Here is a 21,246-nt window from a genome sequence, read left to right as displayed (position 1 = left end):
AGTGGTGGCCGGACGGCCCTTAGTTGAAGGTCACCGGGACGTGCACGTCGTACGCGCGGTTGCCCGGGTTGAAGTGGTCGGCGCGGGTCACGACGGCGCACTCGACGGTCTCGCCGCAGATCTGGCCGTTGCCGAGGTCCGCCTTGACGTGGATCGTCACGGTGAAGGTGCCGCCCGCGCCGAACCGTGAGGTGTTGGGCAGGGTGCCGCCGAGGGTGTCGGACACCCAGTGGGAGGCGCCGGTCGTGCCCGACTGGTCGGAACCGCCCAGACAGGGCGTCGGCTTGGAGGCTCCCTGCGGACCACTCACCGCGCACAGTCCCACGTACACGCCCCGGCCGGTGTTGTACCCGGTGCCGGAGACCGTGATGTTCTGCCCGCCGGCGGCGGCGGTGCCGGGCGAGGTGAGGGCGAGGTGGTAGGTCGTACCGCCGTCGGTGACCGTACGGGAGGAGCCGGCCGCGGCGGCGGACCCGGCACTCACGCCGAGCGCGAGGGCCACGGCGGCGGTGGCGGCGAAGGCCGCGCGGGCGGCGAGACGTACGGCGGTGCGGGGCAGGCGGGCAGCGCGCATGGGAGAACACCTTTCCGACAAGCGAGGGGAACCGACCGGAAGATCGACTTAGGTAAGGCTAACCTCATCCGACCGGGGGTAGAACCCCTCCCCGACAGTGCGGCCGAATACCGCTCGCATGACCGAAACGCGTGAGGGCCCCGCCACCGGACACGGTGGCGGGGCCCTCGACGGCGGTGACTCAGCCCCGGTACGTCTCCAACAGGCGCAGCCAGATCTCGCTGATGGTCGGGAACGCCGGGACCGCGTGCCACAGGCGGTCGATCGGAACCTCGCCCGCGACCGCGATGGTGGCCGCGTGCAGCAGCTCGGCCGCGCCCGGCCCCACGAAGGTGGCTCCGACCAGGACTTCTCGGTCGAGGTCCACCACCATCCGGGCCCGGCCCCGGTAGCCGTCGGCGTAGAGCCCGGCGCCGGATACCTTGCCGAGGTCGTAGTCCACGGCACGGACCCGCAGTCCGGCGCGTTCCGCCTCCGCGAGGGTCTGACCGACCGCCGCCGCCTCGGGCTCGGTGAACACCGCCTGCGGCAGGGCCCGCGTGTCGGCGGTGGCCGTGTGCGCGCCCCACGGCGCGGTGTCGAGGGGCCCGGTCCCGGCCGCGCGCGCGGCGATGGCGGCACCCGCGATCCGGGCCTGGTACTTGCCCTGATGGGTCAGCAGCGCACGATGGTTGACGTCTCCGACGGCGTACAACCAGTCGTGGCCGGGGACCCGGCAACCGTCGTCCACCTCGATCCAGTCGCCGGGGGTCAACCCGACGGTGTCGAGGCCGATGTCCTCGGTACGCGGCGCGCGACCGGTCGCCATCAGCAACTCGTCGCCCTCCAGGGTCTCGCCGCCCTCCAACACCACCGTGACCGGCCCGGTGGAACCGTCGCGGACGACCGCCTCGACGGCGACCTCCGTACGAACCACCGCACCCGCCTCGCGCAGCGCCTGCGCGACCAGCTCCCCGGCGAACGGCTCCATCCTCGGCAGCAGCCGCGAGCCGCGCACCAGCACGGTGACCCGGGAACCCAGCGCTTGCCAGGCGGTGGCCATCTCGGCGGCGACGACACCGCCACCGACGATCAGCAACCGGCCCGGGGCCTGCCGGGCGGAGGTCGCCTCGCGGCTCGTCCAGGGCCGGGCGCCGGCGATGCCCGGCAGCTCGGGGATCACGGCCCGGGTTCCGGTGGCCACGACCACCGCGTGCCGGGCGGCGAGCACGTGGTGCTCTCCCTCGGGGCTGGTGACGGCGACCTTGCGGATCCCGTAGAGCCGCCCGTGCCCCCGGTAGACGTCCGCCCCGATGGAGTCCAGCCAGTCGACCTGGCCGTCGTCCTTCCAGTTCCCGGTCCAATAGTCGCGGTGCGCGAACACCGCCTCCGCGTCCAGGGGGCCCTGGACCGCGCCCGCCAGGCCTGGCACCCGGCGCGCGTCCGCCCGGGCCAGCGCCGGACGCAACAGCGCCTTGCTCGGCACGCAGGCCCAGTACGAGCACTCGCCGCCCACCAGCTCGCTCTCCACCACGGCCGTGCTCAACCCGGCGGCGCGGGTCCGGTCGGCGATGTTCTCCCCGACCGGGCCCGCGCCCAGCACCACAACGTCGTACTCCACCGCTTCAGTCATACGGACCAGTGTCACCGCAGGCCGGGGGCGGTGGTGACAATCTCAGGACTCCGGCGTGCCGGAGTCCCCCGCGCCCTTGGCCTGCTCAGCCGCGATCTTCGCCCTGACCTCGTCCATGTCGAGGGCGCGGGCCTGCGCGATGAGGTCGGTCAGCGCCGCCTCCGGCAGCGCGCCGGGCTGGGCGAAGATCGCCACCTGGTCCCGGACGATCATCAGCGTCGGGATCGAGCTGATCTCGAAGGCTCCGGCCAGCTCCTGCTGCGCCTCGGTGTCCACCTTGGCGAAGACGAGGTCCGGGTTCGCCTCGGAGGCCTTCTCGTAGACCGGCGCGAACTGGAGGCAGGGTCGGCACCAGCCCGCCCAGAAGTCGATCAGCACGAACGGGTTGTCGCTGACCGTCCGGTCGAAGTTTTCCTTGGTCAGCTCCACGGTTGCCACGGTGTTCAAACCTCCTGATTGGTGCGTGTGCTGCTTGAACGAATGGCCCGCCCCATGAATTCCTCCCCGCCCCCGCACCACGCTGATCTGCGAGGACGCTCCCCCGAGCCGGCGGGCGACCATCGCGCCCGCTTCACGACGGCGACGGTCGGACCGGCCTCAGAACGGATGGCCCGCCGGTGTGGCGCGCACCGTGGTCCAGCGGAGTTCGGTGAAGGCGTCCAGGTTCGCCTCCCCGCCGAACCTGGCTCCCGTGCCCGAGGCGCCGACTCCTCCGAAGGGCGCCACGGCCTCGTCGTTCACCGTCTGGTCGTTGACGTGCGCGATGCCGGTCGGGATGCGGTCGGCCAGCTCCAGCCCGTGCGCGGCGTCACGGGTGACGATGCCCAGGGAGAGCCCGTACGGGCCGGCCGAGGCCAGAGCCACCGCCTCCTCCTCCGTCGCGAAGGACCGTACGGGCGCCACCGGGCCGAAGACCTCCTCCGCGTAGGCGGGCGAGTCGTCCGCGACGCCCGCCAGGACGGTCGGCCGGTAGAAGAGCCCCTGGTGGGTGCCGCCCGCGACGAGCTTGGCGCCCTGGGCGGTACTCGCCTCGACCAGCGCGTGGACGCGCCGGACCTGGTCCTCGTCGATCAGCGGGCCCAGGTGGACCCGGTCCCGGTACGGGTCGCCGACCGCCAGCTCCTCCGCCCGTACGGCGAGCCGCTCGACGTACTCGTCGTACAGCGAGGCGTGGACGAGGTGCCGTCCGGCGGTCATGCAGATCTGGCCCTGGTGGAAGAAGGAGCCCCAGGAGGCCTGCGCGACGGCCGCCTCGACATCGGCGTCCTCCAGCACGACGAGCGCCGAATTGCCGCCCAACTCCAGGTGGGCGCGCTTGAGGTGACGACCCGCCAGTTCTCCGACGGTGCGGCCGGCGGCGGTGGAGCCGGTGAACGACACCACCCGGACGCGGGGGTCCTCGACCACCGCGGCGCCGGTCCGGGCGTCCCCGGGCAGTACGTGCAGCAGCCCGGCGGGCAGGCCCGCGGCGGCGAAGACCGCGGCGAGGGCGAGGCCTCCGCAGACGGCGGTGCGCCGGTCCGGCTTCAGCAGGACCGCGTTGCCGAGGGCGAGCGCCGGCGCGACCGAGCGGATCGACAGGATCAGCGGCGCGTTGAACGGGGCGATGACCCCGACCACCCCCGCCGGCACCCGTCGGGTGAAGGAGAGCCGGGGCGCCTCGCTCGGCAGCACCTGGCCGGCCGGCCGGGAGGCCAGCGCGGCGGCCTCGTAGCACTCCTGGGCGGCGACGTGCAGCTCGAACTCCGCCTTGCCCGGAATCGAACCGGACTCCCGCACCAGCCAGTCCCTCAGCTCCTGCGCGTGGGTCGTGAACAGGTCCCCGGCGCGGCGCAATACCGCCGACCGCTCCAGGTGGGTGGCCCGCGCCCAATCGGACTGCGCGGCCCGGGCACGCACGGCGGCCTCCGCGACGTCGGCGGGCGCGGCGAGGTCCAGCGTGGCGAGGGTACGTCCGGTCGCGGGTTCGACGATCGGGGCGGTTCCGCCGGTCAGGGTGGGTCCGTCCTGCCAGAGCGTCGGATCGAGGAGCGGCATGGCGCGGGGCCTCCGGGTGGGGAAGGAACGGGGCGGGGGGCGGCAGCACGGGCCATCGTGTCAGAACGGGAGTCCCAATTCTGTTCAGTTATTGGGCAGTTGACGGGCCGGGTGACCGGAAATGATCGAGATGGCGGCGGACCCCGCTCGCCTTCCCGGCGCCACCGCTTCCGACCACCCACCCGCTTCCGACGACCCACCCGGCTTCCGACCACCCGCTCACGGTCGCCGCCCACGACCGCCGGTTCAGCGCTCCAGGACCAGCGCGATGCCCTGTCCGACGCCGATGCACAGTGCCGCCATGCCGGTTCCCGAGCCGGCCGCCGCGAGTTGGTGGGCGACCGAGCCCGCCAGTCGCGCCCCCGAGGCCCCGAGCGGGTGGCCGATCGCGATGGCTCCGCCGCGCGGGTTGACCTTCGTCGGGTCCAGTTCCGGCCAGGCCGCCAGGCAGCCCAACGCCTGTGCGGCGAAAGCCTCGTTCAGCTCCAGGACGGTGAGGTCGGACAGGTCGCGACCGGCCTTCGACAGCGCCCGCGCCACCGCGTCCACCGGCCCCAGGCCGAACAGTTGGGGCTCGATGCCGGTGACGGCGGACGCGCTGATCCGGGCCAGTGGCTCCCTGCCGGTGGCCGCCAGCCCTTCCTCGTCGGTCAGCAGCAGCGCGGCGGCGCCGTCGTTCAGGGGAGAGGCGTTCGCGGCGGTGACGGTCCCGGAGCCGTCCGAGCGGAACGCCGGCTTCAGCCGGGCGAGCGCCTCGGGCGTGGAGCCCTCCCGGATCGACTCGTCCCTGGCCAGATCGGCGCCCGGGTACGGCACGACCTCGTCGGCGTAGAGCCCCGAGGCCCAGGCGGCGGCGGCCTTGCGGTGGCTGTCCAGGGCGAAGAGGTCCTGTGCCTCGCGCGTGATCCCGTGCTTCTCGGCGACGAGTTCGGCGCCCTCGCCGAGCGAGCCGGTCCACTCGGCGGGCATGCGCGGGTTCGTCATCCGCCAGCCGAGGGTGGTGGACCACATCTGCTGGTGTCCGGCGGGGAAGGCCCGCTCCGGCTTCTGCACCACCCAGGGGGCGCGGCTCATCGACTCCACGCCGCCGGCGATGGCGACGGACGCGTCCCCGAGCGCGATGGCCCGGGCGGCCTGGATCACGGCTTCGAGACCGGAGCCGCACAGTCGGTTGACCGTCACACCGGGAACGGTGACGGGCAGCCCGGCGAGGAGCACCGCCATCCGTGCGACGTCCCGGTTGTCCTCGCCCGCGCCGTTGGCGTCGCCGAACACGACGTCGTCGATGCGGGCCGGGTCGAGGTCGGGCGTGCGGTCCACCAGGGCGCGCACCACGTGGGCGGCCAGGTCGTCCGGCCGGACCCCGGCCAGGGCCCCGCCGAACTTGCCGATCGGCGTGCGGACGGCGTCGACGACGTACACGTCGCGGACGGTGCGGATGCTCATGGGGTCTCTCCTGGGCGGATCCGTACGGGCGGCGCCGCGACGGCGCCGGTGTGGGCACCGGCCCGCGACGCCGGGTGCGCCCGGTGGGGCGCGCCCGCAGTCTCCGTCCGGCGATCACCGCCTGTCAACGGTTCCCCGGGTCCGCGCGCCCGCGCCGGGGCCCGCGCCGGCTCGATCACGGGCCGGGCCGCGTCGGCCGGCCTGGGCCGGCCGACCCACTGACCACGGGTCCCCCGGCCTGCGGACCCGTGGCGCGGAAGGAGTGCGGGGCCGCCGTGTCGGGGATGCGGCCGTCGCCCGCGGGGCCTGCGTGTCAGGTGGACTCGCGGTGGACGGCCGTCGCCGCCATCAGGTCGTGCCGCTCGGAGATCTCGGCCGGTTTCCGTACCGCCGCGTCCACCAGGGAGGCCAGGTGGTCCCCCGTCGGCAGTTCGAGGGCCACGGTGCTCAGCCTCGGCCGCAGCAGTCGCCCGATCAGCAGGTCGTCGGCGCCCATGACGGCCACGTCCTCGGGGACGCGCAGCCCCGCGTCCTGCAAGGCCCGCATCAGCAACATCGCGTACTCGTCGTTGTAAGCGAAGACCGCGTCCAGCCCGAGCGTCGCCCAGCGGGCGGCGAGCGCCCCGGCCGACTCCTCGGTGTAGGCCATCGTCAGCGCCTCGACCTCGGCGCCGGCCACCGAGCGGGCCCCGGCAAGTCGGGGCGTGGAGAAGAGTTCCAGGCCGCCCTCCTCGGGGACGATCACACCGATCCGGCGCCGGCCCCGCTCCACCAGGTGGGAGGCGGCCCGGACGCCGACCTCCGCCTGGTCCATCACCAGCGCGTGCGCGCCGGGCACACCGACCGGCCCGAGCGTGATCACCGCGCGGGCGCCGGCCCGCTTGAGGGTGGCGACGTTGCGCGCGGACAGGGTGATCTCCCCGAGCGAGATCACCGCGACGGGTCGCAGCTCGGCCCAGGCGCGGGCGGCCTCGTCCCCGCCGAGACCGAGGCTGCCGTATTGGACGACGGTGTAGTCGAGGCGGCGCAGGGCCCACTGGAGTTCGTTGAGGAAGGTGCTGTACAGCGGGCCGATCGGCACGTGGGACGTGGGCAGCAGGACGATCCGGGTGTGCCCGGCGCGCAGACTGCGGGCGGCGGCGTGCGGGACGTACCCGAGTTCCTCGGCGGCCGCGCGGACCTTGCGCCGGGTGGGCTCGCTGATGCGCACGGCTTCCGCGTTGTTCAGCACGTACGAGACCGTCGCGCGAGAGACGCCCGCGAGGCGGGCGACATCGGCGCTGGTCGGCACGGGTTCCGGTACGGGCCCGGGGAGGGGCGCCGGCGCGGGGGGCGGCGTGGAGGACGAGGGGGCCGCGGGCGCCGGGTTCGGCGACTTCGGCGACCTCGCCGGCTTCGATGACTGAGACATTGCCATCGCATCTTTCCAGACCGGTTGCGTCCGAGGGCTGGCGGATGGCCGGAAACGGGTGCTACACAGTGGTTACACGATTCATTGACACGTGTAACCGACTGCCACGGCCCGCCCCACAAAGGTCGGGCCCGTGTGGCCGGCCGTGCCGCCGCCCTGCCGCGACCCTTCGCACCCCGCCACCGCGACAGGGCGGCGCGCACCCCCTCACCCTCCACCCCCCGCATCCTCCGTCAGCCGCACGCAGACACCGCCCAGGATGGCACCGTGGCCCTTTCCTCCCCCGGCACCGGCACCGCCGGCGCCGCCCCCGACGCGTCCGGGAGACCCGCGAAGTCCGGCCCCGGACGCGGCCTGCTCCCGCTCCTGCTCGTCGGCAACACCGCCATGTACTCCCTGTACATCGGCGTGGCCGGCATCCTGCTCGCCCTCCAGGTCGAGCACATCGACCCCGTGCACAAGGTCGCAAACTTCGGCCTGATCGCGGGGGTCTCGGCCAGGCCGTCATGAACGTCTACCAGGCGGCGATCACCTCCGTGGTCCCCGACCGGGTCCCCGTGAGCGCCCGCGGCAGGGCCTCCGCCGCCGTCGGCCTCGGGCTGCCCTTCGGGTCCACCCTGGGTGCCCTGCTCGGCGCCACCTTCTCCGAGGACTACCGCACCGGATACCTCGTGTTCGGCGCGATCGTCGCGGGGGCCGCGGTGCTGTTCACGGCCTGCGCCCGGGAGGAGCGACTGCCGGCCCGCGCGCCCCTGCCGGTCCGGGCCCAGCTCGGCGCCTTCGCGAGCGCGCTCGGCAACCACGACTTCCGATGGGCGTTCATCGGACGGGCGCTGCTCGTGCTCGGCTACTTCGCCGTGAGCGGCTACCAGTTGTACATCCTCCAGGACCACACCGTGCTGCCCGACGGGATGAGGCCGGAGGCGGCGGTGGCCGTGATGATGCCGTTGACCAGCGTGGCCATGGTCGTCTCGACGGTGCTCGGCGGTTGGCTGTCCGACCGGTTCGACCGCCGCAAGCTCTTCGTCGGCGCGTCCGCGCTGCTGTCCGCGCTCGCCCTGGTGATTCCGGCCCTCTCCACGAGTTGGACGGCGATGCTGGTCTTCTCCGCGGTCAACGGGCTCGCCTTCGGCTGTTACATGGCCGTGGACACGGCACTGGTGACCATGGTGCTCCCCAAGGCCGAGGACGCGGCCCGGGACATGGGTGTGCTCAACATCGCCAACGCGGGGCCGCAGATCATCGCACCCTTCATCGCCTCGGTGATCGTGTCGGTCAGCGGGGGCTACACCGCGCTGTTCGTCGTCGCCGCCGTCCTGGCCGTGGCGGGCGCCCTCGCGGTGAGGCCCATCCGCGGAGTCCGTTGACGACGGCTCTGCCGGGCCCCGCCCAGTGTGCACACGACCCGCGGTTCACCAGTTCCCCGGAGGACCGGCTCTGGCGACGCTCCGGTCCTCCCCGTTACCGTCGTTCCTACCGATCGGTAAGGGGGAGGTCCGATGTCGGCGTCATCGCTGGATTCGGTTGGCTCGGCCCCGCGGGTCTCCGCGGGGTTGTCGGACATGGTGAGCGCGCTCGCCGAAGGCAGCGTCACCGCACGCGTGTTGACGGAGCAGACCCTGGAGCGGATCGCGGCCGCCCAGCCCGCGCTCAACGCGTTCCGTGTCGTACGGGTCGAGGCCGCGCTCGCGGAGGCGGACGACGCGGACCGGCGACTGGTGGCCAGCGAGCGGCTCCCGCTTCTCGGGGTGCCGATCGCCGTCAAGGACGACATGGACGTCGCCGGGGAGCCGACCGCCTTCGGCAGCGCGGGGACCTTCCCGCCGAAGCGCGCCGACAGCGAGGCCGTGCGCAGGCTGCGCGCGGCCGGCGCGATCATCGTCGGCAAGACCCAGACCCCGGAGTTGGGCCAGTGGCCGTTCACCGAGGGGCCCGCCTTCGGCGACACCCGCAACCCGTGGAACACCGCCTACACGCCCGGTGGTTCCTCGGGCGGCTCGGCGGCGGCGGTCGCCGCGGGGCTCGTCCCGGCGGCGCTCGGCTCCGACGGGGCGGGCTCGGTCCGCATCCCTGCGGCGTGGACCCACCTGGTGGGCGTGAAGCCGCAACGGGGGCGCATCTCCACCTGGCCGGAACCCGAGTCCTTCAACGGGCTGACGGTCAACGGCGTGTTGGCCCGCACCGTCGCGGACGCGGCGCTGCTCCTCGACGCGGCGAGCGGGCAGCACGCCGGGGACCTGCACAACCCGGCGCGCATCTCGGCGGTCGACGCCGCCCGGCGCGCGCCGCGCCGCCTGCGGGTCGCCCTGTCGTTCGCCATGGCGTTCACCGCCACGGCGAAGTCCCTGGACCCCGTGGTGCGTGCGGCGGTGGAACGGCTGGCCGCACGGCTGGAGTCGCTGGGGCACGAGGTGGTCGAGGAGGATCCCCGCTACGGCCCGATCGGTCTGACCTTCGCGCCCCGCGCGACCGGCGGAGTGCGGGATCTGGCGGCCCGCGTACCGGATTCCTCGCTGCTGGACCCCCGCACCCACGAGGCCGTCCGTACGGGGCGGATCCTGGGCGGGGTGCCCCTGCGCGTCTCGCGCCGGGCGGAAGCCGTGCTGCAACGGCGGGTCGGGGAGATCTTCCACCGCTTCGACGTCGTGCTCACCCCGACCACGGCCACCCCGCCGCTGCGGATCGGCGCCCTCGCGGGCCTGGGGGCGCTGGCGACGGACCGGGCGATGATCGCGGCGTGCCCGTACGCCTGGACGTGGAACGTCCTCGGCTGGCCGGGTGTCAACATCCCGGCCGGATTCACCGCGGACGGTCTCCCCCTGGGCGCCCAACTCCTGGGTCCCGCCGACGCGGAGCCCCTGCTGCTCTCCCTGGCGGCCCAGGTCGAGGCGGCCGAGGACTGGTCCTCGATGTGGCCGGAACCAGTAACCTCACCGGAATGACGGCACTTTCCCACCAGAGCAACGACCACGGCGACGGTCACGTCGAGCAGCCCGGGCGTGACGGCGATACCGCGACACGCGAGGCGGATCCGCGCGCCATCGGCCCGGTGCGCACCGAGTACGCGCCGGACAAGGACGGCGATCCGGATCCCGGCGAGATCGTGTGGACCTGGGTTCCGTACGAGGAGAACGACGGGCGGGGCAAGGACCGGCCGGTGTTGGTGGTCGCCCGGGAGGCGGGCGGGAGCACGCTGCTGGCCGTGCAGTTGTCCAGCAAGCGGCACGATCACGACCGGGAGTGGGTGCCGATCGGGACCGGGCCGTGGGACGGCGCGGGGCGGGAGTCCTGGGTGGCGGTGGACCGGGTGCTGAGGGTGCACGAGTCGGGCATGCGGCGCGAGGCGTGTGCGTTGGACCGGGGCCGCTTCCAGCTGGTCGTGGAGCGGCTGCGGGAGCGGTACGGCTGGCAGTAGCCGGACGCCCGTGAGCCGCCCGCCCCTCGGCATCGACGGACCGGGCCCCGGGGCGGGCACCGGCCGGGGGTCAGCGCCCGGGGTCCGGGCTTCCCGGCCGGGCACACAGCCCCGCGAACGCGCGTTCGAATGCCTGGCGGGGGCCGGGCTCGCGGTCCAGCACCGCGAACACGACCCGTTCGAAGACGCCCTCGAAGCGGCCGGTGAGCAGTTCCCGGAAGGCCTCGGCCACCACCGTCGGCTCGTTCCGGAAGACCCCGCACCCCCAGGCTCCCAGCACCAGCCGCCGGTGGCCGTGGAGCGCCGCCACCTCCAGGACCAGCTCGGCCCTTCGCGCCAGGGCACCCGGGATCTCGTGGGCGCGCTCCGGTTCCTGGCGGCGGATGGTGCCCGCGTTGGGGGCCGGGGAGGTGAGGAAGGCGGCGGGGAAGGGGGTTTCCAGGAGACGGCCCCGGTCGTCGCGGAAAACGGGGACCGCGGGCGAGTGAATCACCCGGTCGGTGTAGAAGGTGCTCTTTCCCGCGCGGTGGACGTCGTAGTACTCCGGGGCCTCCAACAGGGTCTCGTACAGGGCCGAGGCGCGGCACAGCACCTCCTCCTGCGCCTTGGCGCCGCGGACGTAGCCGCCCCCGGGATTGCGGGCCGAGGCGAAGTTCAGGACGGCGACCCGGACCCCCTGCGGAGCGTCCGTCGCGAGCCGGCGGGCGGCGACGGTGCTGCTCTCGCCCGTGACCTCGAAGGCGGTCTCCCCTTCCCTTGCGAGGGGGTCTTCATATGGAATGACACGGTTTGGTCCATATATTCTGGTTCCTGCCTTGGCTTCCGCCAGGGCGGCGGCCAGGGAGATCTGCCGTCCCGTCCGCGTCCGGTACCCGCCGGCCGCAAGGATCGTCGCGTTCTCCCGCGCGATTTCACGCAGTCTGCTGCTCACCCCGCAATCCTCCGGTCGGTCCCCTCGAACGGCAATGGAATTTGTGGCTCGCAGACGGGTAGGCACGGGTGACATCACGGCCGACGAAAGCGCCGGCCGCCGACAGGAGACGAGGATCCGGTCATGCGCCAGGACTCACCTGCTCCGCCTGTGCACCACCCCCCGCCCGAGCCCCTCACCGAGGCCTCGGCCGAGGCGCTCCTCCACGGCATCTGTTTCAAGACGGGTCCACCTCGTGTGCTCGGGGCCGAACTCGAATGGCTGGTGCTGGACGCCGAGCGGCCCGAGCTCGCGCTGTCCGCCGACCGGCTCGCCGCCGCGCACGACGCGGCCCGCGCGCTGCCCCTGCACTCCGGGTTCACCGTCGAGCCCGGCGGCCAGCTGGAACTCAGTTCGGCTCCGGCCGATTCCCTGACGGAGTGCGTGGACGACCTTCAGGCCGACCTCGCGGCCGTACGGGGCGTCCTGCACCGGCAGGGCCTGGTGCTGCGGGGCCTCGGGCAGGACGCACGGCGCCCCCTGCGCCGGATGCTGGACAGCCCTCGCTACCAGGCGATGGAGACGTACTTCGACCGTACGGGTCCCGCCGGACGGGCCATGATGCGCTCCTCCGCGTCCGTACAGGTCTGCGTGGACGCGGGCCACGAGGAGCCGGGCCCGCTCGGGTACGGACGGCGCTGGCGGCTCGCGCACCTGCTGGGCGCGGTCCTGGTGGCGGCGTTCGCCAACTCCCCCGGCACGGAGGGCCCGTACGCCGGCTGGCGGTGTGCCCGCCAGGGCATCTGGAACGACATCGACACGCGGCGCGCCCTGGCCCCACCGCTGGAGGAGGAGCCCCGCGAGGCGTGGACCCGGCACGCGTTGGACACCGAGGTGATGTGCGTCCGGTCCGTCGGGGGCGGGGCGCCGTGGGTGATCCCGCGCGGCCTGACATTCCGGGACTGGCTGACGTCGGACACGGGCCCGCGGCCTCCCACCGCCGAGGACCTGGAGTACCACCTGACCACGCTGTTCCCGCCGATCCGACCGCGCGGCCACCTGGAACTGCGGATGATCGACGCGCAGCCCGGCGAGCACGGCTGGATGGTGCCGGTGGCCGTGGTGCACGCGCTGTTCGACGACCCGGAGGCCGCGGAGACCGCGTACCGGGTGTCGAAGGCGCTGTCGGACGCGTACGGATCCCGGAGCGCGCCCCGCAACCCGCTGTGGCGGTCCGCCGCCCGCGCGGGGCTCGCCGATCCGGAGCTGCGGTCGGCCGCCGTCGCCTGTTTCCTGGCGGCGGGCGAGGCGCTCCCCCGACTCGGGGCGAGCACCCACGTCCGGGACGAGGTCGGCGCCTTCACCGAGCGCTACGTACTGCGCGGCCGCTGCCCCGCGGACGACGAAGAGGAACAGCGGCAGCCCGCCGGGAAGGACGCACGCCCGTGACCACCGACATACACCCCGAGATACTCCGCGAGCGGGCCGTGGCGGCCCTGACCGCCGCCCGGGCCCGTACCGCCGGGCTGACCGAGACCGTGAGCGACGGGGACCTGACCGCGCAGCACTCTCCCCTGATGTCCCCGCTCGTCTGGGACCTGGCGCACATCGGGAACATGGAGGAACTCTGGCTGCTGCGCAACGTCGCCGGCCGCGAGTCGATGCGTCCCGAGATCGACCCGCTGTACGACGCGTTCGAGCATCCGCGATCCGAGCGGCCCAAGTTGCCGCTGCTGGGGCCCGAGGAGGCCCGCCGGTACGCGGCGGAGGTTCGCGGACGGGTCTTCGACCTGCTGGAGCGCACCCCGTTGGAGGGCACGGACCTGCTGTCCGGCGGCTATGTCTTCGGAATGATCGCCCAGCACGAACAGCAGCACGACGAAACGATGTTGATCACTCATCAGCTGAGGCAGGGACCAGCGGTGTTGACCGCCCCGGACCCGGATCCGCCGCAGGGTCCGCCCCTGTCCGCGAGTGAAGTGCGGCTGCCCGGCGGGCCGTTCACGATGGGGACGTCCGCCGAACCCTGGTCGCTCGACAACGAGCGTCCGGCGCACACCCGGGACACCGCGCCGTACTGGATCGACACGGCGCCGGTGACCAATGCCGACTACCAGGCGTTCATGGCGGACGGCGGCTACCGCGAGTCCCGCTGGTGGGCGGCCGAGGGCTGGGAGCAGATCCGCGCGCACGGGATCGAGGCCCCGCTGTTCTGGCACCGGGAGGGCGACGCGTGGTCGCGCCGCCGCTTCGGCGTCACCGAGGCGGTGCCGGGCGACGAGCCCGTGCTGCACGTCAGTTGGTACGAGGCGGACGCGTACGCCCGCTGGGCGGGGCGCCGGCTGCCCACCGAGACCGAGTGGGAGAAGGCCGCCCGGTACGACCCGGGCACGGGCCGTTCCACCCGGTACCCGTGGGGCGACGCCGACCCGACCCCGGCGCACGCGAACCTGGGGCAGCGGCACCTGCGCCCGGCCCCCGCCGGCAGCTATCCGGCCGGGGCCTCCCCCCTCGGCGTGCGCCAGTTGATCGGCGACGTGTGGGAGTGGACGGCGTCGGAGTTCCTCCCCTACCCGGGGTTCCGCGCCTTCCCCTACCGGGAGTACTCGGAGGTGTTCTTCGGCCCCGGGCACAAGGTGCTCAGGGGTGGGTCCTTCGCGGTGGACCAGGTGGCCTGCCGGGGCACGTTCCGCAACTGGGACCTGCCGGTGCGCCGGCAGATCTTCTCCGGGTTCCGCACCGCTCGGGATGATGCCTGATGTGTCGCCACCTCGCCTACCTCGGACCGGTGGTGAGCCTCGGGAGGCTGTTGAGCGAACCGGAGCACTCCCTCGTGCGGCAGTCGTGGGCGCCGCGCCGGCAGCGCAACGGCACGGTGAACGCCGACGGCTTCGGCATCGGCTGGTACGCGGAGGGCGACCCGGTGCCGGCCCGCTACCGACGGGCCGGCCCGATCTGGGGCGACCTCACGTTCGCCGACCTCACCCGCGTGGTGCGCAGTGGCGGCGTGCTGGCCGCCGTACGGGACGCCACGGTGGCGGGGGCCGACGGGGAGGCCGCCGCCGCACCGTTCTCGGACGGGCGGTGGCTCTTCAGCCACAACGGCTCGGTGCGGGACTGGCCGGAGTCGGCGGCCCCGGTCGCCGCCGGACTGCCGGTGGAGGAGCTGCTGCAACTCTCCGCGCGGACGGACTCGGCGCTGATCTGGGCGCTGGTCCTGCACCGCCTGCGCGCCGGGGACGACCTCGGCGCCGCCCTCGCCGGTCCCGTCCGGGACCTGGCCTCGGCCGCCCCCGCCTCACGGCTCAACCTGTTGTTGACCGACGGCTCCACGATCGCCGCGACCGCCTGGGGCGATTCCCTCTGGTATCTGGCGGATCCGCGCGCCGGGCGCGTGGTCGTGGCGTCCGAGCCGCACGACGACGACCCCCGCTGGTGCGAAGTACCCGACCGGACCCTGCTGACCACAACCCGCACGAGGGTCGATCTGACCCCGCTCAAGGAGAGCCGACCGTGAGTGATTTCCAGTTGACCCGGACCCTCGACGAGAACGCCGCGGAGAAGGCGCTGCGCACCGATGTGCGCGGCGGACTGACCGGATCCCCCAAGAAGTTGCCGCCCAAGTGGTTCTACGACGCCCTCGGCAGTGAACTCTTCGAGGACATCACCCGGTTGCCCGAGTACTATCCGACGCGCGCCGAGCGGGAGATCCTGCTGGAACGGGCCCGGGAGATCGCGACGGAGAGCGGCGCCCGCACGCTGGTGGAGTTGGGTTCCGGTTCCTCCGAGAAGACCCGGCACCTGATCGAGGCGATGCCCGCGTTGGAGACGTACATCCCGGTGGACGTCAGCGAGAGCGCCCTGCGGGGCGCGGCGGACACCCTGCTGGCCGAGCATCCCGGCTTGAAGGTCCACGCGTTGGTGGCGGACTTCACGCGGCCACTGCGGCTGCCCGACTCCCCCGGGCCTCGCCTGGTGGTGTTCCTCGGCGGCACGATCGGGAACCTGCTGCCGCCGGAGCGGGCCGCGTTCCTGGCGTCGGTACGGGCGATGCTGTCGCCCGGTGACGCGCTGCTGATGGGTACCGACCTGGTGAAGGACGAGGCCGTCCTGGTCGCGGCGTACGACGACGCGCAGGGAGTGACGGCGGAGTTCAACAAGAACGTACTGGCCGTGATCGACCGCGAGTTGGGCGCGGACTTCCACACCGCCGAGTTCACGCACGTGGCGGTGTGGAACAAGGAACACGAGTGGATCGAGATGCGGTTGCGGGCCCGTTCGGAGGCGGTGGTGAAGATCCGGGCCCTGGACATGGTGGTGCCCTTCCGGGCGGGCGAGGAGATCCTGACGGAGATCTCCGCGAAGTTCCGTCAGGAGGGGGTGCGCAAGGAACTGGCTTCCGCCGGGCTGGAGTTGACCCGGTGGTGGACGGACTCGGAGGGTCGCTTCGCGCTGTCCCTGTCGGTGGCGGAGGACCCGGTGGGCTGAGTGGGAATGCCCGGCAGGAAGGGTGCGGTCCGCTGGGGCCGTGCCCCCTGTGCGGGCTCCGCGGGATGAGCGGGCCGCGCGGCCGGTACCGGTCGCGCGGCCCGCGCCCGTACGGCCTCCTGCGCCGCCGCCGCGAGGTCCCGTCGGCCCTCGTGCCGGCCCGGCGGGATCCGCGGCAGCAACCACACGTCGGCCCGCACGCCCCGTGCGCGGGCGATGCGCCACAGGGAGGCCGTCAGCGGGTCGTCCCCGACGAAGGCGGGCGCCCCGGCGAGGGTCCCGGCGGGTTGCCCGCCTCCCGACAGCCGGTACGCGAGCCGGATCGGCTGGACGGGCACGCCCGCGTCCAGCGCCGACTGGAACGCGGCCCGCCGGAACGGCCCTTGGGCCCGCCCGCACCAGGTGGAGCCCTCGGGGAAGACGGTGACCCGGTCCCCGGCGAGCAGCGCGCGGGTGAGGGTCGCGACGGTGTCGGGGAGGGCCCTGATCCGGTCCCGTTCGATGAACAGGGTTCCGGCCCGGGCGGCGAGCCGGCCGAGCACGGGCCAGGCGCCGATCTCGCTCTTGGCGAGCATCCGGCAGGGCAGCACGGCGGACACGAGCGGGACGTCGAGCCAGGAGATGTGGTTGGCGACGATCAGTCGGGCGCCGCTCGCGCCGGGGCTTCCGTGCACGGTCGTCCGTACGCCCAGGGAGGCGACCAGCGCCGCCGACCAGCCCCGCACCAGGGCGTGTCGGGGACGGGCCGGGAGCAGCCGTACGGGAGCGGCGGTCAGGACGGCGAGGAGGACGAGGGCCGCGGCGCCGGCGAGGCGGAGCACCGCGTGCGGGACGCTCGCCGTTCGCCCCTCGTGGCCGGCGCAGGCCTCGGGGGTACAGGGAGCCGTGGGCAGCCAGGCGTTCATGCGCCCGGGGTGAGCGAGAGGAAGTGGTTGAGGTAGCGCGGGTTGGTCCGGCGCAGGGAGAGCAGTACGTACAGGTCGGCGCAGCCGAACTCGGCGTCCAGCGCCGGCTCTCCGCAGACCCAGGCGCCCAGGCGCAGGTAGCCGCGCAGCAGCGGGGGCAGCTCCTGCCGGCCGGGGACGGTGACGCCCTCGGGGCTCCAGGGCAGGTGCGGGGTGACGCGGTACTCCTCGGGGGCGAGGTTGCGGCGCAGGACCGTCTCCCGGGTGGCGGCGGCCAGCACCCCGCCGTCGGCGAGCGGGACGGAGCAGCAGCCGGCGAGCCAGTTGTGGCCGGAACGGTCCATGTAGCGGGCGAGGCCGGCCCAGATCAGGGCGATGACGGCGCCGTTGCGGTGGTCGGGGTGGACGCAGGACCGGCCGACTTCGACGAGGTCGTGTCGGATGGGCGCCAGCGCGCCGAGGTCGAACTCCGCCTCGGAGTAGAGGCGGCCCGCGACGGCGGCGCGTTCCGGGGGGAGCAGCCGGTAGGTGCCGACGACCTGCTCGCTCTCCTCGTCGACGACGAGGAGGTGGTCGCAGTAGGCGTCGAAGGCGTCGATGTCCAGGCCGGGCTCGGTGCGGTCGAGGCGCGCGCCGAGTTCCCCGGCGAAGACCTGGTGGCGCAGCCGCTGGGCGGCCCGTACCTCGTCCTCGTCGCGGGCGAGCCGGACGGCGTACCGGGGGCCGGCGGGCGCGGTGCGGTCGGCCGGGAGCGTCGGGGTGAGGGGGGTGGCGGGGAGCGCGGGGGACGCGAGGGGGGACGGGGACAGGGGTGCGATGGTCATGGCTGCTCCTGATCCGGGCACGGAGAGCCAGGCCGGCAGGTGGGCCTGGCTCCTCTACTTCTTCCGTGACCGGCTGGATTCGACATGACCGCTCAGCGGCGGCCGGATGTGCGGACGCTGAACTCGGCGAACCCCTGCGGGCGGGCCCGTGGGACGGGGGCCGCGTCGGGGTCGCCTCAGTGGTCGGAGCCGAGGATCCGGCTGATGGACTCCGAGGCGGTCTTCGCGGCCCGCTTGGGGTCCTGGCCGGTGAGCGCGGCCGTCATGTACGGCTTGATGGGGTTCTCGGCCTCGACCTCGGCCCATCGGGCGGACTGCGGGGTGGCTCGTCCCTGGGCGGCGCCGACGGCCATGGTGGCGGCGCCCTCGTTGCCCTCGACCACGTGGGCGAGGGTGGTCTTGTTGGGGACGTAGCTCATGGTGGTGGCGAGTTCGGTCTGCCACTTCTCGCTGACGAGCGCCGTGATCAGGTCGACGGCGTGCTCGCGGTTCCCCGCCTTCTCCGAGATGATCAGGTCGGATCCGCCGGTGAAGACGGCGCCGGGCTTCTCGGCGCTCTTGCCGGGGATCGGGAAGAAGCCGAGCTTGTCCTTCAGGGCCGGATTGGCGGCCTCTATCGCCGCCGCCTGACTCGGCGGGCCGATGATCTGGGCGATCCGGCCGCGGGCGAAGGCCTCGGACTGCGGGGGCGTCTCCTCGTCGGCGTCCTTGGGGCCGTCGCCGAGTCCCTGGAGTTGCCCGTAGAACTCCATGGCGTTCAGGGCCTTCTCGTCGTCGAGGGCGCCGGCCCACTCTCCGTTGGTCTGCACCGCGAGTTCGCCGCCCTCGTCCCAGATGAAGCCGGCGAGGACGTACCAGTTCTGGCCGGGCAGGTAGATGCCCTGCTGTTCGCCCTTGTCGAGCCGTCGGGTCGCCTGGATCCAGTCCTGACGGGTCTTCGGCGGGGTGGTGATCCCGGCGTTCGCGAAGAGTTCCTTGTTGTAGATCACCACCCGATTGGCGGCGTACCAGGGAACTCCGTACTGGGCGCCGTCGACGCTTCCCGGGTCGGAGAGGCCCTTGAGCCAGTGCCTGCTGTCCCAGTCGCGCAGCCCGTCCATGGTCACTTCGGAGATGCCGCCGGTCTCGACGTACTGGGCCACCTGGGTGTTGCCGACCTCGATGACGTCGGCGCTCTCCTTGCTCGTGCCTTTGAGGACGGCGTTGACCTTGTCGCCGATGCCCGTCCACTCCTGGATCCTGACCTCCAGGTCGATGCCGGCGTGCTCCTTCTCGAAGTCGGCGGTGAACTTCGCGATGAAGTCGTCCGAGGCGCTGCCCTTCATCAACCAGAGCGTCACCTTCTCGGGTCCGCCGTCGGATCCGGCCACCTGGCTGCAGCCGGTGAGGGCGGTCGCGGCCGCGAGAACGGTGCACACGGCGAGGAAGCGCATCTTCACGAGGGTCACCTTCTGGGGATGGATCTCAGATGGCTTGAAATTGGCATAGACCAATAGGTTGGTCAAGACCTTTCCCTCGGGATTTTTCACGCAAAGTTCGCGGACCCGGACTTACTGGGGCACCTTGGAACAAGGCAACAGTGACCACCATCGGGAGACCCCATGTCCAATCACACGTACCGGGTGACCGAGATCGTCGGCACCTCCTCGGAGGGCATCGATCAGGCCATCAAGAACGGAATCGCCCGAGCGGGGCAGACGATCCGCAACCTCGACTGGTTCGAGGTCACCCAGGTGCGCGGACACATCGAGAACGGCGAGATCGGCCACTACCAGGTCGGCCTCAAGGTGGGCTTCCGCATCGACGGCGAGGACTGAAGCCGTCGGCGAGAGCCGCGACCCCGATCGACGACGAGCGGAACGGGCCCCGCCCCCGGGCGGCAGGCGGGGCCCGCCGCTCAGGTGCGGCCCTCGCCCTCCTGGGCGGACTCGAGTTCCGGTGCGTCCGCCGCCCAGTCCGCGAACACCACCCGGAAGCCGGCCGCCCGGGCCGCCTGACAGACCAGCTCGTCGTCGTCCACGAGCATCCGCACCTCCCGACCCCCGGCGAGGCGCCGCAGCACCTCCAGCTTCGTCGTCCGGGCCGGCCGACGGTCCTGATTGCCGCGCATCCACAGCCGCCCCTCCGGCAGACCGTGCCGGTTCAGCCACTCGACGGTGTCCGCGCGGCACCGCTCGGGGCGCCCGGTGAGGTACACGACCTCACAGTCGGCCGCGCTCTCCACCGCCAGCGCCACCCCGCGCGCGAGCGGCGGATCGGCCGGGGCCGCGCCGAAGAAACCCGCCCAGTCCCGGGGGCGCCGCTCCAGGAAGTGCTGCCGGTGGTCGGTGTCGGCCAGGGTGTTGTCGATGTCGAAGACGGCCAGCGGGCGGCGGTTGTCGGTCTCACGCGTCATACGACCAGCCTAGGTTCCGCCGTCGAAGCGGCGCCGGTCAGGCCCGCGCCGACCCGCGGGCGCCGGGCCGGCTGGTCTTCCAGCGGGCCCTGGCCGGGGTTGTACCTCCTCGCCTTCATCTCGATCCGCGGCGCAATCCCCCTCGCGCCCACCCGGACCCGGGAATCCTCCTCGCTCCACGACGTTGACACCGGTGTGATCCGAAAAATCTCGATACTCGACCGGTCCCGGACCCGCGAGGGCCACAGCGCCCCACAGGCGCTGCGCGACACCGTGGCGCTGGCGCGCGCCGCGGAGGAACTCGGCTACCACCGCTTCTGGGTGTCGGAGCACCACAGCGTGCCCGGCGTCGCCGGCTCCGCACCGACCGTGCTCGCCGCGGCCGTGGCCGCCTCCACCCAAAGGATCCGGGTGGGTACGGGCGGGGTCATGCTGCCCAACCACCAACCGCTGGTGGTCGCCGAACAGTTCGGGGTCCTGGAATCGCTGTTCCCCGGCCGCGTCGACATGGGCCTCGGCCGCTCGGTCGGCTTCACGGACGGGATCCGCCGGGCACTGGGACGGGACACCAAGGACGCCGACCTGTTCGAGGAGCAACTGACCGAGCTAATGGGCTGGCTGGACGGAACCCAGCGCGCCCACCCCCAGGTCCACGCCCTACCGGCGGAGGGCCTGCCGATCGCCCCGTACGTGCTGGCGACCGGCGAGGGCGCGGGCACAGCGGCGCGGGCCGGACTGCCGATGGTGGTCGGGGACCTGCGGGGCCGGGCGAAGGTGGCCGAGGTCGTGGAGCGCTACCGCGAGGAGTTCCGGGCGTCCGCCTGGGGCGCGGAGCCGTACGTGATGGTCTCCGGGACCGTGGCGGTCGCCGAGACGCGGGAGGCCGCCCGCAGGATCCTGATCCCCGAGGCCTGGTCCCTCGCGTACTCCCGCACCCGGGGCAGCTTCCCGCCGCTGCGGCCGGCGGAGGAGATCGAGGCACTGGAGATGACCCCGAAGGAGCGTGAGCTGTACGAGGGCGCGCTGGTCGGGCACATCCACGGGACTCCGGAGCACGTCGCGGCGGAGCTGGCCGAGGTCGCGCGGACGACGGAGGCGGACGAGTTGCTGGTCACGACCTCCACCTATGACCGGACGGCCCTGCTGGACTCCTTCGCGGGGCTGGCCCGGCTCGCGGGGCTCTGAGCGGACGCCGCACGCGACGGTGCCCGTCGAGGGCGGGCGGGAGC

At 73.2% G+C, this 21,246-nt stretch carries 21 protein-coding genes; 10 read left to right on the top strand and 11 right to left on the bottom strand.

What is annotated here, in order from left to right; translation table 11 throughout:
• Window positions 1-19 precede the first annotated feature (19 nt).
• From ACQEVM_RS12465 to ACQEVM_RS12440, 6 genes are all read right to left on the bottom strand, one after another.
• Window positions 20-574, bottom strand: coding sequence for a hypothetical protein (locus ACQEVM_RS12465; RefSeq protein ID WP_433077914.1), 555 nt, complete (start codon window positions 572-574; stop codon window positions 20-22).
• 181 nt (window positions 575-755) lie between these two features.
• Complete coding sequence (locus tag ACQEVM_RS12460) at window positions 756-2,186, bottom strand: dihydrolipoyl dehydrogenase family protein (RefSeq protein WP_433077912.1); 1,431 nt, start codon at window positions 2,184-2,186, stop codon at window positions 756-758.
• Window positions 2,187-2,228: 42 nt separating this feature from the next.
• On the bottom strand, window positions 2,229-2,624 hold the full coding sequence (locus ACQEVM_RS12455; protein WP_433077910.1) for a thioredoxin family protein: 396 nt from the start codon (window positions 2,622-2,624) through the stop codon (window positions 2,229-2,231).
• A gap of 159 nt (window positions 2,625-2,783) precedes the next feature.
• The gene (locus ACQEVM_RS12450) at window positions 2,784-4,223 is read right to left on the bottom strand and encodes an aldehyde dehydrogenase family protein (RefSeq protein ID WP_433077908.1); all 1,440 of its coding nucleotides are present in this window, start codon (window positions 4,221-4,223) and stop codon (window positions 2,784-2,786) included.
• Window positions 4,224-4,469: 246 nt separating this feature from the next.
• A complete protein-coding gene (locus ACQEVM_RS12445) occupies window positions 4,470-5,669 on the bottom strand; it encodes a thiolase family protein (protein ID WP_433077906.1) in 1,200 nt (399 codons plus the stop codon).
• 313 nt (window positions 5,670-5,982) lie between these two features.
• On the bottom strand, window positions 5,983-6,960 hold the full coding sequence (locus ACQEVM_RS12440; RefSeq protein ID WP_433077904.1) for a LacI family DNA-binding transcriptional regulator: 978 nt from the start codon (window positions 6,958-6,960) through the stop codon (window positions 5,983-5,985).
• 387 nt (window positions 6,961-7,347) lie between these two features.
• On the opposite strand from ACQEVM_RS12440, the gene ACQEVM_RS12435 reads away from it, so the two are divergent.
• The 4 genes from ACQEVM_RS12435 (at window position 7,348) to ACQEVM_RS12420 (ending at window position 10,495) form a co-directional block, all read left to right on the top strand.
• Window positions 7,348-7,590, top strand: a complete 243-nt coding sequence (locus ACQEVM_RS12435; protein ID WP_433077902.1) for a hypothetical protein — start codon at window positions 7,348-7,350, stop codon at window positions 7,588-7,590.
• Complete coding sequence (locus ACQEVM_RS12430) at window positions 7,587-8,447, top strand: MFS transporter (protein ID WP_433077900.1); 861 nt, start codon at window positions 7,587-7,589, stop codon at window positions 8,445-8,447. The genes ACQEVM_RS12435 and ACQEVM_RS12430 overlap by 4 nt, the downstream gene beginning before the upstream one ends.
• 132 nt (window positions 8,448-8,579) lie before the next feature.
• The gene (locus ACQEVM_RS12425; protein ID WP_433077898.1) at window positions 8,580-10,022 is read left to right on the top strand and encodes an amidase; all 1,443 of its coding nucleotides are present in this window, start codon (window positions 8,580-8,582) and stop codon (window positions 10,020-10,022) included.
• A complete protein-coding gene (locus ACQEVM_RS12420) occupies window positions 10,019-10,495 on the top strand; it encodes a type II toxin-antitoxin system PemK/MazF family toxin (RefSeq protein ID WP_433077896.1) in 477 nt (158 codons plus the stop codon). The genes ACQEVM_RS12425 and ACQEVM_RS12420 overlap by 4 nt, the downstream gene beginning before the upstream one ends.
• 70 nt (window positions 10,496-10,565) lie before the next feature.
• Here ACQEVM_RS12420 and ACQEVM_RS12415 read toward each other — a convergent pair whose 3' ends face one another.
• On the bottom strand, window positions 10,566-11,426 hold the full coding sequence (locus ACQEVM_RS12415) for a TIGR02452 family protein (protein WP_433077894.1): 861 nt from the start codon (window positions 11,424-11,426) through the stop codon (window positions 10,566-10,568).
• Between the two features lie 123 nt (window positions 11,427-11,549).
• Here ACQEVM_RS12415 and egtA point away from each other — a divergent pair, with 123 nt between their 5' ends.
• Genes egtA through egtD form a run of 4 tightly spaced genes read left to right on the top strand, consistent with a single transcriptional unit; the run spans window position 11,550 to window position 15,893 of the window.
• The gene (egtA, locus tag ACQEVM_RS12410) at window positions 11,550-12,854 is read left to right on the top strand and encodes an ergothioneine biosynthesis glutamate--cysteine ligase EgtA (RefSeq protein ID WP_433077892.1); all 1,305 of its coding nucleotides are present in this window, start codon (window positions 11,550-11,552) and stop codon (window positions 12,852-12,854) included.
• Window positions 12,851-14,164: an ergothioneine biosynthesis protein EgtB gene (gene egtB / locus ACQEVM_RS12405; RefSeq protein WP_433077890.1), complete on the top strand. Its 1,314-nt coding sequence runs from the start codon at window positions 12,851-12,853 to the stop codon at window positions 14,162-14,164. Before egtA ends, egtB begins: the two co-directional genes overlap by 4 nt.
• Window positions 14,164-14,922, top strand: coding sequence for an ergothioneine biosynthesis protein EgtC (gene egtC, locus ACQEVM_RS12400; protein ID WP_433077888.1), 759 nt, complete (start codon window positions 14,164-14,166; stop codon window positions 14,920-14,922). The genes egtB and egtC overlap by 1 nt, the downstream gene beginning before the upstream one ends.
• Entirely contained in the window at window positions 14,919-15,893 is a 975-nt protein-coding gene (gene egtD, locus ACQEVM_RS12395; protein ID WP_433077886.1) for an L-histidine N(alpha)-methyltransferase, read from the top strand. Before egtC ends, egtD begins: the two co-directional genes overlap by 4 nt.
• Here the strand turns inward: egtD and ACQEVM_RS12390 are convergent.
• The 3 genes from ACQEVM_RS12390 to ACQEVM_RS12380 all read right to left on the bottom strand — a co-directional run bounded on the left by ACQEVM_RS12390 (window position 15,776) and on the right by ACQEVM_RS12380 (window position 19,061).
• Entirely contained in the window at window positions 15,776-16,798 is a 1,023-nt protein-coding gene (locus tag ACQEVM_RS12390; protein ID WP_433077884.1) for a lysophospholipid acyltransferase family protein, read from the bottom strand. The genes egtD and ACQEVM_RS12390 overlap by 118 nt on opposite strands.
• On the bottom strand, window positions 16,795-17,622 hold the full coding sequence (locus tag ACQEVM_RS12385; protein WP_433077882.1) for a GNAT family N-acetyltransferase: 828 nt from the start codon (window positions 17,620-17,622) through the stop codon (window positions 16,795-16,797). Before ACQEVM_RS12385 ends, ACQEVM_RS12390 begins: the two co-directional genes overlap by 4 nt.
• 176 nt (window positions 17,623-17,798) lie before the next feature.
• On the bottom strand, window positions 17,799-19,061 hold the full coding sequence (locus tag ACQEVM_RS12380; RefSeq protein ID WP_433077880.1) for an extracellular solute-binding protein: 1,263 nt from the start codon (window positions 19,059-19,061) through the stop codon (window positions 17,799-17,801).
• A gap of 162 nt (window positions 19,062-19,223) precedes the next feature.
• Here ACQEVM_RS12380 and ACQEVM_RS12375 point away from each other — a divergent pair, with 162 nt between their 5' ends.
• Complete coding sequence (locus ACQEVM_RS12375) at window positions 19,224-19,439, top strand: dodecin (protein WP_433077878.1); 216 nt, start codon at window positions 19,224-19,226, stop codon at window positions 19,437-19,439.
• Window positions 19,440-19,519: 80 nt separating this feature from the next.
• Here the strand turns inward: ACQEVM_RS12375 and ACQEVM_RS12370 are convergent, their stop codons facing one another.
• Window positions 19,520-20,017, bottom strand: coding sequence for an LNS2 domain-containing protein (locus tag ACQEVM_RS12370; RefSeq protein WP_433077876.1), 498 nt, complete (start codon window positions 20,015-20,017; stop codon window positions 19,520-19,522).
• A gap of 195 nt (window positions 20,018-20,212) precedes the next feature.
• On the opposite strand from ACQEVM_RS12370, the gene ACQEVM_RS12365 reads away from it, so the two are divergent.
• The gene (locus ACQEVM_RS12365; protein WP_433077873.1) at window positions 20,213-21,202 is read left to right on the top strand and encodes an LLM class flavin-dependent oxidoreductase; all 990 of its coding nucleotides are present in this window, start codon (window positions 20,213-20,215) and stop codon (window positions 21,200-21,202) included.
• Window positions 21,203-21,246: the final 44 nt, after the last annotated feature.

The sequence above is a fragment of the Streptomyces sp. CA-243310 genome, from assembly GCF_050936775.1.
GTDB lineage: Bacteria > Actinomycetota > Actinomycetes > Streptomycetales > Streptomycetaceae > Streptomyces.
The sequence above is the reverse complement of the archived record's forward strand: the minus strand, read 5'-3'. Positions and strand labels throughout refer to the sequence as shown.